This is a genomic window from Nonomuraea sediminis (assembly GCF_018531495.1).
GTDB classification, from domain to species: domain Bacteria; phylum Actinomycetota; class Actinomycetes; order Streptosporangiales; family Streptosporangiaceae; genus Nonomuraea; species Nonomuraea sediminis.
Genome location: NZ_JAHDTI010000015.1, coordinates 98,078 through 112,368 on the forward strand (window position 1 = coordinate 98,078; position 14,291 = coordinate 112,368).

The window sequence follows — 14,291 nt, forward strand, 5'->3', positions numbered from 1 at the left end:
TTCTTTACGGAGCTTGATCCGCCGAGCTCCACAGAGGGTGACGGGCGCTCGGCTAGTTTCTCTAGCAAACGGTACCGCCGAGGGAGGACGCCGGGTGTTCTGGACTGCGGGGGTGGCGCGCGCGGCGCGCAAGATCGCGGCGGCGGCCGCGCTGGGCGGAGGCGGTCTGACCGCGCTCGGAGCGACCGCATACGGCTTGCTCATCGCGGAAAGCCTGGTCGCCAGGAAGGTCATCGGACGGCCGCACGGCATGGAGGGCCCGCCCTCCGACGGCGTTTACGGAGAGTTCCCGGGAAACCCGATCAGGATGGTCATGCTCGGCGACTCCACCTCCGTGGGCCTCGGCATGACGGAGTCGGCCAGGACTCCGGGGGTGCTGCTCGCCAACGGGCTGGCCGCCATCGCCGAACGCCCGGTGCGGCTGAGCGTCCTCGGCAGGTCCGGAGCCCCCTCGGCGCAGCTGGGTGGCCAGGTCGACAAGGCGCTCGAGCTGGAGCCCGAGATCGCGGTGGTCTTCGTCGGGGCCAACGACATCACCACGCAGACGCCGCCGGCGACAGCCGTACGGCATCTGGTCAAGGCCGTGCGGCGGCTGCGGGAGGCAGGGGCGGAGGTGGTCGTCGGGACCTGTCCCGACCTGGGGACCGTGCGGCCGCTCGCGCAGCCGCTGCGGTGGGTGACCAGGCGCTGGAGCCGCCAGCTCGCCGCGGCGCAGACGGTCGGGGTGGTCGAGGCGGGCGGCAGGACGGTGGCCTTCGCCGACATCCTGGGCCCGGAATTCGCGACAAATCCGGCGGAAATGTTCGGACCGGATCGTTTCCATCCATCTGACCGAGGTTACGCACAGGCCGCTTACGCGGTGCTACCTTCTGTATGCGCTGCGTTGGGGTTGTGGCCTGAGCCGCGACCCGCGCGTGGTGAAGGACTGCAACCGATCTACCTAGCGGCGGCGACGGCCGCGGAGGAGTCCGGCACCGAGGTCACGGCGACCCAGGTCGCCGGGCGGACGACAGGCCCCCACGGCAGATGGGTGACGTTGTTCCGCCGGCGGCTCGGCGAGCTGCTCAACGACGCCTGATACCGGTCACCCTCCGAGGTCGAGCCGTCACGCCCATCCCCATTGGAGTGGATTGCCCGTGCTCCGGCCCCTCGCGACACCGGCCCTCGCTGTGGCCGGGATCCTGGCTCTGGCAGGCTGTTCCGGCAGCGACGCCGCCACGGCGAAGTTCCCGACGTGGCAGAACACCGAGGTCAACGCGGTCAGCCGCATGACCACCGCAGGCGGGGTGGTCGCCACCACCTCCATGAAGCCCGACGGCACGCTCGAGACGGTCGCGCTGAGCCTGGCCGACGGCAAGAAGCTGTGGGCCTACCCGGCCACGATGGCCGGGCGACTTCCCGGCATGGGCGTCTCGGCGCCCGCGATCGTCGAGACCGGCAAGGACCAGGCCGTCGTCGTCGCCGTCGACCCGACCAAGAAGGGCCGCTGGAACGCGACGCTGATCGCCCGCGACGCGCGCTCAGGGCAGCAGAAGTGGACCCGGCCGGTGCACTCGACGTTCGGGCCGCAGCGCTGCGGGCCCTACGTCTGCCTGTCGGAGCACACCGCGCTGTCCTCGGCCCGGGTGGTCGTCCTCGACCCCGGCACGGGCAAGACCATGTGGAAGCTGCCCGGCATCGCCGAGGTCGAGTGGTCCGACCCCACCCGCGTGCTGATGCTGCGCCTGGCCTCCAACCCGATGGTGGAGTCCTACGAGCTCAAGAGCGGCAAGCTGCAGTGGCAGCAGCCCGTCAGCCAGGCGCTCGGCCCCGGCCTCGACCTGTCGGGCGGCTGGGCCTTCGGCGCCACCGGCGACAACCTGATCGGCTACATCGCGCCCTACACCAACCCGCAGACCAAGCAGGTCTCGACGTTCGGCCTGTTCTCCATCAAGATCTCCGACGGCACGATCAACTGGATGCGGCCCTCGGTGGTGCGCGTCTACCCCAGCGGCAGCCCCGGCCTGGCCCCCGTCGTGCGGCCTGTCGACCAGCAGGGCTCCTACGGCGGGTTCGCCCGGCTCGACTCCGAGAGCGGACGCGTGGTCGGGCAGATCACCGCCGCCCAGGTGCCAGGCTCCGGATGGTGGCTGGCCTTCCCCGAGCAGATGGACAAGCTCGGCTTCCTCAAGCACAACACCAAGGGCACGGCCTTCGACCTGGGTTCTGGCCAGGCCGTCTCGGTGGACGACCAGCACGGCTGGTCCTTCTGCGTCACCGATCCCAAGCCGCTGCCGCTGCGCGCGCAGGCGCCCGGCTTCTACTCCATCGCCGCCCTGTGCCAGTACGACCTGGCCACCGGCAAGCGCATCGACGACGCCTCGGCCCCGCCCGCCTGGTTCACCGGCAGCCAGAACGGCTGGCGCCTGTGGCGCGACGACAAGGGCGCCGTGCACGCCGTCAACGACCGGACGTCCACAGAGCCCGGAATGTACGGTTGACACCACTCCGTATGTAGTACTACGGTGAAACCACTTCAACCGCAGTACTACATACGGAGTTTATTTTGCGAAAGCTCGTCTACTACGTCGGCGTCTCCATCGACGGCTACATCGCGGGCCCCGGCGGCGAGTTCGACTTCTACCCGGAGAGCCCGGCCTACTCGGCCTGGATGACCGGCGAGTTCCCCGACACGGTCCCCACCCACATGCGCACCGGGGACGTGCCCAACGCGAGATTCGACACCGTGCTGATGGGGCGGGGCTCCTACGAGCCCGCCTTCAAGTACGGCATCACCAGCCCCTTTGCCCACCTGCGGCAGTACGTGGTCTCCAGCACGCTCGGGCCGGTGGACGACCCGGCCGTGACCGTGGTGAAGGACGACCCGCTGAGCCTGGTGCGCGAGCTCAAGCAGCAGGACGGCATGGACATCTGGCTGTGCGGGGGCGGCAAGCTGGCCGGCACGCTGCTGCCCGAGATCGACGAAATGGTGGTCAAGAGCTACCCGGTGGTCGCGGGCGCCGGCGTGTCCGTCTTCGACGGGGAGTTCGACCCCACCCTGTTCACCCCCGTCAAGCGCGAGAGCTTCGACAACGGCGCCCTGGTGACCTGGTTCAGCCGTGCCTAGGCTCGCTGGTCACCCGGGCCAGCCAGGCCATCGCGTCACGCGCGGTCTGGATGCGCTTGGCCCTGGACGGGTCGCCCCCGGCCAGCTCCAGCCCTTCCTCGGCGATCTCGTCGAAGAGGCCCAGGGCGGCGAGCTTGCGCCGGACGACCCGCTCCCAGGCGTCGTCCTCGATGCGGTAGTAGGCCGTGCGCTCGCCCGGCCTGCTCTGCCGCCGGATCAGGCCGATGGCCGTCAGCAGCCGGATGTTGGAGGTGAGCGAGGCCCGGCTGGCGCCGATCGCGTCGGCGATCTCACCGGCCGACTGCTCGGCCGGGTCGCAGATCATCAGCCAGCCCATGATGCGGCCGGTGATCGGCGCGAGCCCCCACTCCTCGACGCAGAACGCGGCCACGCGCTCGACCCAGCGCAGCGTCTGGTCGGTGTCTCCCTCGGCCACTGGCGGTCCCGGCCTTCCTTCGGCTAGCTGGTCGGTGCGGGCGTGGTGGTGGCGAGGCGGGCCTTGCGGAGATACCGGTCGAACCAGTCGACCGCCAGCCCCATGGCCTCCTTCAGCCCCTCCCCTGTGTACAGCCCGAGCACATCGTAGGGCAGCACCTCCATCCTCTTGGGTTCTCCCGCGTGGCGGTAGACGCTCTGCGCCTCGTCGAGGGAGTGGTAGGGGTCGTAGCCGCCGTTGGCGATCATCAGCAACGGCGTCGGCGCCAGGCGCTCGACCAGGTTGTCGGGCGCGAACATGAGCAGGTGCTCCAGCGAGTCGAGCGTGATCTCGTTGCGCCACGTCGGATACCGCTGGGAGGCCAGCTCCTGCGACTTGCGCGCCTCCTCGTGCTCGAGCGCGAGGAAGGGCACGCGCGCGCTCTCGCCCTTCTCGACGCGGGCCTCCCAGTCCCCCTCGAGCGCGTCCCGCAGGCCCTTGAAGCCGACCTGCCCGCGGAGCTGAAGCATGCTGCGCCATCCGTCGCCGATGCTCGGGCTGTGGGCGACCACGGCCTTGACGCGCCGGTCGAAGACGGCGGCCTGGATGGCGACCATGCCGCCCAGGCTGACGCCCCACAGCCCGATCCTGTCGGGGTCCACCTCGGGGCGGGTACGCAGGTAGGAGACCGCCGCGCGCAGGTCCTCGGCCTGCCGTTCAGGATAGAGCTGGCCCCTGGGCTCGCCCTCGCTCGAGCCCACGGTGCGGTAGTCGATGGCCAGCGCGGCGAACCCGGCCTCGGCCAGCGACGGGGCGAAGTCGGCCAGGGCCTCCTTGACCATGACCCCGCTGTGCCCGAGCACCACGCCCGGCACCGGGCCGTCGGCGTGCTCGGGCAGGTAGAGGTCGCCCGCGCACCGGGTACCAAGGCTGGGGAAGTGGATGTGTTCCATGCGATCCTCGCTTCGTGAATTTCAGTTCTGACTGAAATTGCTAGTCGAAGCTACCCCTTTCAAGCGTGGGGCGGCAAGCGGTCTCGCGTGAGCGCGGAATATAGTTCTGGATAGTGCTGAGACAAGGAGGGGCCACATGCCCGAGGCAGTGATCGTCGCGACCGCTCGCTCACCCATCGGCCGAGCGTTCAAGGGCTCGCTCAAGGAGATCCGGCCCGACGACCTCACCGTGCAGATGATCAAGGCGGCCCTGGCCAAGGTGCCGCAGCTCGACCCGGCCACGATCGACGACATCATGCTCGGCTGCGGGCTCCCCGGCGGCGAGCAGGGCTTCAACATGGCCCGGGTGGTCTCGGTGATGCTCGGGCTGGACAACGTGCCCGGCACCACGATCACCCGCTACTGCTCCTCCTCGCTCCAGACCACGCGCATGGCCTTCCACGCGATCAAGGCGGGCGAGGGCGACGTGTTCGTCTCGGCCGGCGTCGAGACCGTGTCGCGCTTCGCGAAGGGCAACTCCGACTCGCTGCCCGACACGCAGAACCCGATCTTCCACGACGCCATCGGCCGCACCAAGACCTTCGCCGAGGGCGGCAAGACCTGGCACGACCCGCGCCAGGACGGCGACGTCCCCGACATCTACGTCGCGATGGGCCAGACCGCCGAGAACCTGGCCCAGCTCAAGGGCGTCACCCGCCAGGAGCAGGACGAGTTCGGCGTCCGGTCGCAGAACCTGGCAGAGAAGGCGATCGCCGACGGGTTCTGGCAGAAGGACATCACCCCGGTCACGCTCCCCGACGGCACGGTCGTCAGCAAGGACGACGGGCCGCGCGCCGGCACCACCTACGAGGCGGTCAGCGGGCTCAAGCCCGTCTTCCGCCCCGACGGCACGGTCACCGCCGGCAACTGCTGCCCGCTCAACGACGGCGCCGCCGCGGTCATCGTGATGAGCGACACCAAGGCCGCCGAGCTCGGCATCACGCCGCTGGCGCGCATCGTCTCGACCGGCGTCACCGGCCTCTCCCCCGAGATCATGGGCCTCGGGCCCGTGGAGGCGTCCAGGATGGCGCTGTCGCGGGCGGGCATGGCCATCGAGGACGTCGACCTCGTCGAGATCAACGAGGCCTTCGCGGCGCAGGTCATCCCCTCCTACCGCGACCTCGGGATCGACCTCGACCGCCTCAACGTCAACGGCGGCGCGATCGCGGTCGGGCACCCGTTCGGCATGACGGGCGCGCGCATCACCTCGACCCTGATCAACAGCCTCCAGCACCACGACAAGTCGATCGGCCTCGAGACGATGTGCGTGGGCGGCGGCCAGGGCATGGCCATGCTCCTCGAGCGCCTGTCGTAGCTCTCCCTGCCTCTCCTGTACGGCGGGCCGCCGCCACCGGCCGCCCGCCGTACTCGACCTCAGGACCCGCGACCGGCGCTCCCGGCGAGTCGCCGCCACTCACTCACCGCCACGCCGCTGTCCTGCGTCGCTCACCGCCACCCCGATCGCCCGCGCGTCTCGATCCCGCGTCGCTCGCCCTCACCTCGGTCGGGCGCCGGGTCGGCGAGATGGCGTACGGAGAAGCCGGCGCCCAGTACGGCGAGCACCCCGAAACCGTGGCACGCGGGTAACGGGAGTGGCGGTGAGTGGCCCAGGATCGTGACACGTGGGTTACCGGGGCGGCGGGCAAGCGGGGATCATGGCATGCCGGCGGCAGGTGGACCGGGGCCGTGGGAGGTGGGTTGGGGGCGCCGTGGCGGCGGGAAAGTGTCATCGACTCGCCGGGAGCGCCGGGCTCGGGGCGCGAGGCATTGACGGCGGGCGGCCGGTGGCGGAGGCCTCGCCGTACAGCAACAGGAGGATCAGCCGTGGCGGTCGGGGCCTGCGTGGGTGAGGGTGATGCGGAGGATGACGCGGCGGTCGCGGACCATGGCGGCGCGGTAGTCGTCCCAGTCCGGGTGTTCTCCTGAGATGTCGCGGTAGTAGGCCACGAGGTGGTCCATCGCCTCGGGAAGGTGGATCACCTCGGCGGTGCCGTCGATCTGGATCCACTCGCCGAAGAAGCCGTCGCTCATCACGCAGACCGACACGGACGGGTCACGCAGGACGTTGTGCGTCTTCGCGGCGGTCTCGCGGGTGCTGATCACCGCGTATCCCTCGGAGTCCACGCCGACCGTCACCGGCGACATCTGCGGGCGCCCATCGCGATGTCTGGTGAGCAGGACGGCACGGTGGTTCTTGCGGAGGTAGGCGCGGGCCTTGTCGAAATCCATCCCTCAATGATCGCGCGCCCGTACCAGCGGCACGGGCGCGGGGGTGGACCGGGCTCTACATGGAGCCCGAGCGGTTACGGCGGTGCCGCTCGTGCTCGAGCACGATCGCGGCGGCGTAGCCGTGGGACAGCCCGTGCTCGTCGGCAAGCCAGTTGGCCCGCTCGTCACACCTGAGGAAAGCCGGGCCGTTCTCGATGGCTTGGAACCACTCGGGGAGTGCGCGTCCCGTTACGGTTGGGACCCTGGCGATGAGCTTTGTCTGCGTCTCCGGTGAGTGGTTCAAGGACATGGGCACCTCCACGGATAAGGTCCTTTGCTCGACACTGCAACACGAGTTCCGGAAAGGCAACCCCCAAATTCGTGACGAGGCGTAGATCTTCCGTCGCACAACGAGAAGGCCCCGCCGGTGGGCGAGGCCTTCTGGAGGATGAACGGTCAGTCGTTGCTGGTGAAATAACTGATGAACCGCAGGACCTCGAGGTAGATCCACACCAGGCTCAGCGTCAGGCCGAACGCGCACTGCCAGGCGAACTTCTCCGGGGCGCCCTGCCGGACGCCCTGCTCGACGGCGTCGAAGTCGAGCAGCAGGAAGAAGCAGCCGATCAGGATCATGGCCACGCTGAAGATCCAACCGAGCGGGCTGTCGGTGCGCAGCCCGAGCCCGCCGGCGACGAAGAAGCCGACGATCCAGTTGACCAGCATGAGGCCGAGGGCGGAGATCGCGGCGGCGATCACGAACTTGGTGAACTTGGGCGTCACCCGCACGACGCGCAGCGCGTAGACGGTCAGCACGCCGCCGAAGGCGAAGGCCGTGCCGAGGACCGCCTGGAGCACGATGCCGTTGTAGAGGCTCTCGTAAAGGTGGCTGATACTTCCCAGGAACACGCCCTCGAACAGCGCGTAGCCGAGGATCAGCGCCGGGTTGGTGCTCTGCTTGAACGAGGCGACCAGGCCGAGGACCAACGCGATGAGGGCGCTGAAGATGGCGATGCGGACCGGCACGTCGAAGTACCAGGCCGCGGCGGCGCCAAGGATGAGTGTGCCCAGGGTCAAGAACCCGCGCACCACGACATCGTCGATCGTCATCGCCCGGTAGGCGGGCGCGGGAGGGGCATACGACGGAGCGTCGTACATGTTCTGCAGGTGCTGGGGACTCGGCGCCTGCGCCGCCCAGCCTCCTACCTGGCCTCCGCGAGACCGGCTGAATACGGGGTTCTTGCTCTCCATCGCTTCCTCCTGAGGGACGAGCCTATGGGAGAGGCCGTCACCGTGTACATCTGAGATCCCAACGAACGCCCGCGCGTAGGAGTTCCCTCGTAGCACATAGTAGTCGGGTGCCTATTCGCGATCACGTCGTCACTGACCGCTGCCGAAGGGCATAAGTTATCCGTAAATGCGGAGTTTGCCGAGGTAGATGCCGGTGCCCCCGGCGGGACTCGAACCCGCACTACAACCCTTTTAAGGGGTTTGCCTCTGCCTTTGGGCTACGGGGGCGCCGCAATCATACGAAACGGACCATCCATCCGAGGAGCACAACTTCGCATCAGCCGTCACACATGTCAGATCTGCGGTGAAGTGACAGGGCTCCTGCCACTCTGTCCAGGAAGAGAACCCCGTCCAGATGGTCCAGTTGGTGCTGAATACACCTTGCTTCGAAGGCATCAGCCTCGATGGTGACGCGATCTCCGCTACCTGGCAAACGCCCTAGTACGGTGATGCGTGACGCCCGCCGTATGTCCGCCGAGAGGCCGGCGACGGAGGCGCAGCGCTCCCTGCCGCCCTCCCAGCGGGAGGCCTGCGCGAGGCGTGGATTGACCACCACGAGCTCTCCGGCCCACGAGCGGCTGCGGGGGTGCGGCCCGGCGTCGAAGGCGATCAGGCGCCAGCTCAGCCCGATCTGGGGGGCTGCCAGGCCGCTCATGCCCGGCTGGTCGCGCATCGTGGCGAGCAGGTCGGCGGCGGCCGCCACCACCTCGGGCGCGGTTGGGTCGACCTCGTCGGCGGAGGCGGACAGCACGGGATGCGGCGCCCCCAGCACCTCGCGTGCCGTGCCGGTGCTCACAGCAGGTCCGGTTCGACGGGGCGGAAGGTGATGTCCGAGTCGAGCCCGGCGCCCACCACGGCCAGGTGGCGCATCAGCTCGGCCACGTCTACCTCCTCGGGCAGCTCGACGTCGGCGATGAGCACGTACAGGCGGCCGGTCAGCCGGGTGCTCATGCCGGTGATGTTGCCGCCCACCGAGGCCAGCGCCGCGCTGATGGCCGAGATGATGCCGGGTCTGTCGGGCCCGTGCACGGTGAGCACGTAGCCCAGGCCGCTGGCGGGGCAGCCGAAGTAACGCCGCGCCTCGACGGCCGCGGCGGTGATCACCAGGTCGGGCGCGCACAGCCGCTTGGTGAGCTCGTCGGCGTCCAGGTCGCCGTTGACCAGCAGCATCATCGCGACGTGGCCGCCGAGCAGCGTCATCGTCGAGTCCTGGATGTTGACGCCGCAATCGGCCAGCGCGCCGGCGACAGTGGCTATCACGCCCGGCCTGTCGACGCCGAGCACGGTCACCGCCGATAGCCCCACCCTTGGATCCCCCTTCGTCAAAGAGTCCACGGGTGCCGAAAGCGCCCCGGTGCATGGGCACCGGGGCGCTTGCCGTACTCGAGCTAGCGGCGGTTCGCCGCCACCGCGGCCCTGAACTCGTCGCGGGGGTGTTCCATCTCGCCAAGCGAGATCGTCTCCCGCTTGAAGAAGAGCGCGAGTGTCCAGTCGACGACGACGCGGACCTTGCGATTCAGCGTCGGCACCCGCGACAGATGGTAGGTGCGGTGCATGAACCACGCAGGGAAACCGCGCAGCTTCACACCGTAGACGTTGGCCACGCCCTGGTGCAGGCCGAGACCGGCGACCGATCCGACATACTTGTGGCGGTAGTCGACCAGTTGCTCCCCGCGCAGGTAGTGGATGATGTTGTCGGCCAGCACCTTGGCCTGGCGGACCGCGTGCTGGGCGTTGGGCGCGCAGTACTCGCCGGGGTTGGTCACGTCCGGCACGCCCGCCGCGTCGCCCGCGGCGAAGGCGCCCTCGACCCCGGCCACGGTCAGCAGGGTCGTGGTCTTGATCCGGCCGCGCTCGTCGACGGGCAGGTCGGTGCTGTTGACGACCGGGCTGGGCTTGACGCCCGCGGTCCAGACGAGGGTCTCGGCGTCGAACTCGGTGCCGTCGGAGAGCACCACGTGGCCGCCCTCGCACGACTCGAGCCGGGTCTCCATCTTGACATCGATGCCGCGCTCACGCAGCTGCTCGAGCGTCCACTTGCCCATCTCGGGCCCGACCTCGGGCAGGATGCGGTTGCTCGCCTCGACGAGCACCCAGCGGATGTCGGCCGGGCTGATGTTGCGGTAGTACTTCGTGGAGTCCCTGGCCATGTCCTCCAGCTCGGCCAGCGCCTCGACGCCGGCGAATCCGGCGCCGACGAACACGAAGGTGAGCGCCCTGCGGCGCACCTCGGGGTCGTCGGTCGACTCGGCCACGTCGAGCAGGTGCAGCACCCGGTTGCGCAGCGCGATCGCCTCGCCGACCTCCTTGAAGCCGATGCCGATGTCGGTGAGCCCGGGGATCGGCAGCGTCCGCGAGATCGAGCCGACGGCCATGACGATCACGTCGTAGGCGACCTCGCGCGACTCGCCCTCGGCGGGCTGGAAGGTGGCGGTCCGCTCGGAGTGGTTGACCTTGGTCACCGTGCCGTTGAGTATGCGCACCTTGGGCAGGATCCGCCGCAGCGGCGCGACCATGTGCCGCGGCGACAGGCTGCCGGCCGCCGCCTCGGGGAGGAACGGCTGGTAGGTCATGTAGGACTGGGGGTCGATGATGGTGATGGTCACGTCGCCGGAACGCAGCTGGCTCCGGAGTTTCTTCTGCAGACGCAGCGCGGTGTACAGGCCGACGTATCCGCCGCCGACGATAAGGATGTTCTTGTTCATCCTGAGGCCCCATCCTCGTGGAGTGCTTGTGAAAGCATTCACAAGGTTATAAGGCGCCCGTCAGGAAATCTATTCCGGGGGTGGTGCTCCTCGTCACACCGCCATCTCGCGGGCCCTGGCGAAGACCTGGTCCAGCATCTCGGCGGTGACCCTGCCGGTGAAGGTGTTCTGCTGGCTGGGGTGATAGCAGCCGAGCAACGTCACGTCACCGATGACGACCTCGACCCCGTGCCCGAACGCCGGCCTCGAGCGCGGCAGGTCGAACCCGGCCGCCTTCAGCGCCGGCCACGCCGCCTGCCAGGCGAACCCGCCCAGCGCCACGATCACCCTGAGCCCCGGCCGTACGAGCTCGATCTCCCGCTCCAGCCACGGCCGGCAGGCGTCACGCTCCTCCGGCGTGGGCTTGTTGGCCGGCGGCGCGCATCTCACCGCCGCCGCCACCCGCGCCCCGACGAGCTTCTGCCCGTCACCGGCGTGCGTGCTGGTCTCCTGTACGGCGAGGCCGCTGCGGTACAGCGAGGCGAACAGCCAGTCGCCGCTGCGGTCACCGGTGAAGATCCGCCCCGTCCGGTTGCCGCCGTGCGCCGCGGGGGCCAGGCCCACGATCAGCACGCGCGGCTCCTCGTCGCCCCAGCCGGGAACCGGCCGACCCCAGTACGTCTCGTCCGCGAACGCGCGCCGCCTCACCTCGGCGACCTCTTCGCGCCAGGCCACCAGGCGGGGGCAGGCACGGCAGACGGACTGCCTGGCCGTGAGCTCCGCGAGGGTGCTGCTGGTGGCCGCGAGGCGGCGCACGTCCGCGGGGTCCTGGGCGACGGGCGTGTCAGCCGTCGCGGGATCGCCGGGCCAGCCGCTGCCCGGTGGTACGAAGCTCATGACTCCGATGGTGCCCGATCACTTCGTCCTGGACGGGGTCGGGCTGGGACAGACCTGAGGAGCGGTGGCGGCCTGTTCGTCCTGCGAGGTGCTCACCAGCGGCAGCGGGTAGCGGTTGAGCACCGGCTCACCGCACGAGCGGTCCACCTGGTAGCCGAAGTCCTCGGGGTCGACCGTGATCGGCTTGCCGTCCTGATCGTAGAGGTAGACGTCCTTCAGCGGGCTGCCGTCCTTGGCGTACGGCTTGATGTTGTAGACCTCGTCGCCCACGGAGACCTGCCGCACGATCTCCCCCTCCAGGGAACTCCGCTGTTCCGCGTCCTTCCACTCCTGGGCTTGGACGGCCCCGGCGAGCACCGCGAAGCCGCCCAGCACGTTGAGCGCCACGACCAGGGGCACCAGCAGCCGCACGGGCCTGCGCATGCCGATCCACACCGAGACCGCCACCCCGCCCGCGGCCATCAGGAACTCACCCGGGTTGGCGGGCACCAGCCCGCTGCGAAACGTCAGCACCTGCAGCAGCATGGCGAGCGCGTAGCCGCGCAGCACCCACCAGCCGGGCCTGAGCTGCCGTATGAAGCCCCGCGCCGCCGTGAACGACTCGTGGTGCGCCAGGGCCCTGACGCGGCTCCACGCCCCTCTCCGACCTTCCGGCCTGCCCCCGTAGGCGGCCGCGAGCTCGGCGGCGTAGGCGATCGGCGGTCCGAGCCGCTCCTCCAGCGGCAGGCCGGACTCCATGGCGATCTCGGCCAGGTGGTCGTCGAGGTCCTCCAGCAGCCCGTCCCGGTCGGGATGGTCGGCGAGCGCCTCGCGTACGGCTCGCGCGTACTCCTCGACAGTCATCACGCGTTCCCCTTCTCGAGCAGCGATGCCATGGTGGCGGCGAATGAGGCCCAGGTCTTGGCCGACGAGGCGTACAGGCCGCGCCCCGCGTCGTTGAGGCCGTAGTACTTGCGGTGGGGCCCCTCGCCGGAGGCGACCACGTAGGACGTGAGCACCCCGGCCTTGAACAGCCGCCGCAGCGTGCCGTAGACGGAGGCGTCGCCCACCTCCTCGAGCCCGGCCTCGCGGAGCCTGCGCACGATGTCGTAGCCGTAGCCGTCGCGCTCGTCGAGCACCGCCAGCACGGCCAGATCGAGCACGCCCTTGAGGAGCTGGCTTGTATCCACGCGATGCACACTACTGTGTTAAGCACAGTAGTGCCAACAAGAAACCGGATGGCGCCCGAGGGCACCATCCGGTCTCAGGTCACTTCGATCAGGCCGCCGGAGGGCAGGTCTTCACGAAGGAGGTGGCGCCCGAGGACGCCGAGTTCGGGCCGTCGATCACGAGCTCGATCGAGCCGGAGGTCTCAGAAGCACCGTGGGTGCCTCCGATGCCCCAGGTCACGACCATGTCGCCGTCGACCTTGCGCTCCAGCTGCGGCCCGTCCTGCTTGCCGTTCACGACCCAGTGGTACTTGACCGTGGCGGAAGCGGTGGTGTGCAGGGTCGCCTGGAAGTCGACGCCGGGACCACGCGTGTCCTTGCACATGTCGTTGCGCTGGCCGACGACCGACACCGCGGACACGCTCGCCTTGGCCACGCACGCGGCGTAGCTCTGGGTGATCGAGTCGCTGTTGTCGGGGCCGTAGACCGACAGCGTGATCTTGCCGCCGTTCTTGGCGTCACCGGCCAGAACCTGGTCCGCCAGGACCACGTTCTTGGTGCCGGCGCCGGAGAAGACGGCCTCGTCCTTGGCAACGGGGGTGCCGTTGACGGACCAGACGTACTTCACGCGGGCCGGGCCGGTGCTGTTGATGTTGGCGTTGGCGCCGACCTTGCAGCCGTCGTGGTTGGTGCCCGTCACCAGGTCGGTGGCGGAAACCTTGACGTGCGGGGTCTCGTCCTTGCACCAGACCTTGTAGTAGGCCCGGTTGGACGCGCCCTCGTCGGGGCCGACGATGACCAGCTGCGCCCAGCCACGCTGGCTCTGACGCGGCGAGTAGCCCAGGTCCACCCTGCGGGAGTCCCAGACCTTGATGGTGCCGCCGTCGACGACGTCACCGTTGAGGACCCAGCGGTACTTGACCCACGTCGGACGGTTGACCTTGATCACGCCGCCGAAGTCGATCTTGTCGCCAGGGGTGCACGGACCGACGTACGAGTCCGGGTCGGCCCAGGCGCGGGCCCACACGCGGATGTTGTCGTCGCCGTGGTCACCGTTGTCGCACGAGACGGAGAAGTAGCCCTTCTTCGACACGGCCTTGCGCGGACCGAGGACCTGGACGGCCTCCCAGCCCTTCACGTCGCCGTTGAAGGTGAGGGACTCCTTGACCTTCACGTACTTGTTGCCGTGGCCCTTGAGCTTGACGACCTTGACCTTGCCCTTGGACCCGTCACCGTGCAGCCAGCGGTAGGCCAGCTCGGTCTTGCCCTTCACCGGGACCTTGATGGTCGAGGAGAGGTTGACCTTGACCGGGCAGGCGCCCTGGTAGTCGCCGGGCGAAGCCTTCGGCGTGGTGATCGAGACCTTCGGCTTGTGTCCCGCCTGGCCCGCGGCGGCGGCCTGAACCGCCTTGCCCGCGGCAGCGGGGGTCGCCGCCTGGGCGGGGCTGGAGACCAGTCCCGTGACCATGGCGGCCAGCACGGCGGCGGAGGCGCTGAACGCCGCCGCCCTACGTGCCAACCCAACGGACTTCATGTGAGAGTGCTCCATTCCGT

The 14,291-nt window shown here is 69.3% G+C and carries 16 protein-coding genes and 1 tRNA gene; 4 read left to right on the plus strand and 13 right to left on the minus strand.

Going from position 1 to position 14,291, the window contains the following annotated elements:
• Positions 1-94: 94 nt before the first annotated feature.
• The 3 genes from KIK09_RS46075 (at position 95) to KIK09_RS46085 (ending at position 3,106) form a co-directional block, all read left to right on the plus strand.
• Complete coding sequence (locus KIK09_RS46075) at positions 95-1,078, plus strand: SGNH/GDSL hydrolase family protein (RefSeq protein ID WP_308164705.1); 984 nt, start codon at positions 95-97, stop codon at positions 1,076-1,078.
• Between the two features lie 58 nt (positions 1,079-1,136).
• On the plus strand, positions 1,137-2,480 hold the full coding sequence (locus tag KIK09_RS46080) for an outer membrane protein assembly factor BamB family protein (protein WP_214325886.1): 1,344 nt from the start codon (positions 1,137-1,139) through the stop codon (positions 2,478-2,480).
• 65 nt (positions 2,481-2,545) lie between these two features.
• Complete coding sequence (locus KIK09_RS46085) at positions 2,546-3,106, plus strand: dihydrofolate reductase family protein (protein WP_214325887.1); 561 nt, start codon at positions 2,546-2,548, stop codon at positions 3,104-3,106.
• On the opposite strand, the gene KIK09_RS46090 is transcribed toward KIK09_RS46085, so the two are convergent.
• Together KIK09_RS46090 and KIK09_RS46095 are read right to left on the minus strand one after the other, a co-directional pair.
• The gene (locus tag KIK09_RS46090; RefSeq protein WP_308164706.1) at positions 3,093-3,542 is read right to left on the minus strand and encodes a GbsR/MarR family transcriptional regulator; all 450 of its coding nucleotides are present in this window, start codon (positions 3,540-3,542) and stop codon (positions 3,093-3,095) included. The genes KIK09_RS46085 and KIK09_RS46090 overlap by 14 nt on opposite strands.
• Before the next feature lie 23 nt (positions 3,543-3,565).
• The gene (locus tag KIK09_RS46095; RefSeq protein WP_214325888.1) at positions 3,566-4,474 is read right to left on the minus strand and encodes an alpha/beta hydrolase; all 909 of its coding nucleotides are present in this window, start codon (positions 4,472-4,474) and stop codon (positions 3,566-3,568) included.
• A 136-nt stretch (positions 4,475-4,610) separates the two neighbouring features.
• Here KIK09_RS46095 and KIK09_RS46100 point away from each other — a divergent pair, with 136 nt between their 5' ends.
• Positions 4,611-5,828: an acetyl-CoA C-acetyltransferase gene (locus KIK09_RS46100; protein ID WP_214325889.1), complete on the plus strand. Its 1,218-nt coding sequence runs from the start codon at positions 4,611-4,613 to the stop codon at positions 5,826-5,828.
• Between the two features lie 503 nt (positions 5,829-6,331).
• Here KIK09_RS46100 and KIK09_RS46105 read toward each other — a convergent pair.
• From KIK09_RS46105 to KIK09_RS46155, 11 genes are all read right to left on the minus strand, one after another.
• Positions 6,332-6,742 (minus strand): PPOX class F420-dependent oxidoreductase, encoded by a 411-nt coding sequence (locus KIK09_RS46105; RefSeq protein WP_214325890.1) that lies wholly within the window; start codon positions 6,740-6,742, stop codon positions 6,332-6,334.
• Positions 6,743-6,797: 55 nt separating this feature from the next.
• The gene (locus KIK09_RS46110; RefSeq protein WP_214325891.1) at positions 6,798-7,031 is read right to left on the minus strand and encodes a DUF4287 domain-containing protein; all 234 of its coding nucleotides are present in this window, start codon (positions 7,029-7,031) and stop codon (positions 6,798-6,800) included.
• A gap of 146 nt (positions 7,032-7,177) precedes the next feature.
• Entirely contained in the window at positions 7,178-7,969 is a 792-nt protein-coding gene (locus KIK09_RS46115) for a Bax inhibitor-1/YccA family protein (RefSeq protein ID WP_214325892.1), read from the minus strand.
• A 194-nt stretch (positions 7,970-8,163) separates the two neighbouring features.
• Positions 8,164-8,236: transfer RNA gene (locus KIK09_RS46120), tRNA-Leu, on the minus strand.
• Between the two features lie 49 nt (positions 8,237-8,285).
• Positions 8,286-8,804 (minus strand): peptide deformylase, encoded by a 519-nt coding sequence (locus KIK09_RS46125; RefSeq protein WP_214325893.1) that lies wholly within the window; start codon positions 8,802-8,804, stop codon positions 8,286-8,288.
• Positions 8,801-9,313, minus strand: a complete 513-nt coding sequence (locus KIK09_RS46130) for a glycine cleavage system transcriptional repressor (RefSeq protein ID WP_214325894.1) — start codon at positions 9,311-9,313, stop codon at positions 8,801-8,803. Before KIK09_RS46130 ends, KIK09_RS46125 begins: the two co-directional genes overlap by 4 nt.
• A gap of 83 nt (positions 9,314-9,396) precedes the next feature.
• A complete protein-coding gene (locus KIK09_RS46135) occupies positions 9,397-10,713 on the minus strand; it encodes an NAD(P)/FAD-dependent oxidoreductase (RefSeq protein WP_214325895.1) in 1,317 nt (438 codons plus the stop codon).
• Positions 10,714-10,806: 93 nt separating this feature from the next.
• The gene (locus KIK09_RS46140; RefSeq protein ID WP_214325896.1) at positions 10,807-11,589 is read right to left on the minus strand and encodes a uracil-DNA glycosylase; all 783 of its coding nucleotides are present in this window, start codon (positions 11,587-11,589) and stop codon (positions 10,807-10,809) included.
• 18 nt (positions 11,590-11,607) lie between these two features.
• Complete coding sequence (locus KIK09_RS46145; RefSeq protein WP_214325897.1) at positions 11,608-12,432, minus strand: hypothetical protein; 825 nt, start codon at positions 12,430-12,432, stop codon at positions 11,608-11,610.
• Positions 12,432-12,758 carry a PadR family transcriptional regulator gene (locus KIK09_RS46150; RefSeq protein WP_214325898.1) on the minus strand — a complete coding sequence of 109 codons (327 nt, stop codon included), beginning with the start codon at positions 12,756-12,758 and terminating at the stop codon, positions 12,432-12,434. The genes KIK09_RS46145 and KIK09_RS46150 overlap by 1 nt, the downstream gene beginning before the upstream one ends.
• Positions 12,759-12,846: 88 nt before the next feature.
• The gene (locus tag KIK09_RS46155; protein WP_214325899.1) at positions 12,847-14,271 is read right to left on the minus strand and encodes a hypothetical protein; all 1,425 of its coding nucleotides are present in this window, start codon (positions 14,269-14,271) and stop codon (positions 12,847-12,849) included.
• Positions 14,272-14,291: the final 20 nt, after the last annotated feature.

Bases quoted from the DNA above. Each gene is read 5' to 3' on its own strand.
- KIK09_RS46095 (WP_214325888.1), bottom strand. From the start codon at position 4,474: ATGGAACACATCCACTTCCCCAGCCTTGGTACCCGGTGCGCGGGCGAC.
- KIK09_RS46100 (WP_214325889.1), top strand. From the start codon at position 4,611: ATGCCCGAGGCAGTGATCGTCGCGACCGCTCGCTCACCCATCGGCCGA.
- KIK09_RS46105 (WP_214325890.1), bottom strand. From the start codon at position 6,742: ATGGATTTCGACAAGGCCCGCGCCTACCTCCGCAAGAACCACCGTGCC.
- KIK09_RS46110 (WP_214325891.1), bottom strand. From the start codon at position 7,031: ATGTCCTTGAACCACTCACCGGAGACGCAGACAAAGCTCATCGCCAGG.
- KIK09_RS46115 (WP_214325892.1), bottom strand. From the start codon at position 7,969: ATGGAGAGCAAGAACCCCGTATTCAGCCGGTCTCGCGGAGGCCAGGTA.
- KIK09_RS46135 (WP_214325895.1), bottom strand. From the start codon at position 10,713: ATGAACAAGAACATCCTTATCGTCGGCGGCGGATACGTCGGCCTGTAC.
- KIK09_RS46140 (WP_214325896.1), bottom strand. From the start codon at position 11,589: ATGAGCTTCGTACCACCGGGCAGCGGCTGGCCCGGCGATCCCGCGACG.
- KIK09_RS46145 (WP_214325897.1), bottom strand. From the start codon at position 12,432: ATGACTGTCGAGGAGTACGCGCGAGCCGTACGCGAGGCGCTCGCCGAC.
- KIK09_RS46155 (WP_214325899.1), bottom strand. From the start codon at position 14,271: ATGAAGTCCGTTGGGTTGGCACGTAGGGCGGCGGCGTTCAGCGCCTCC.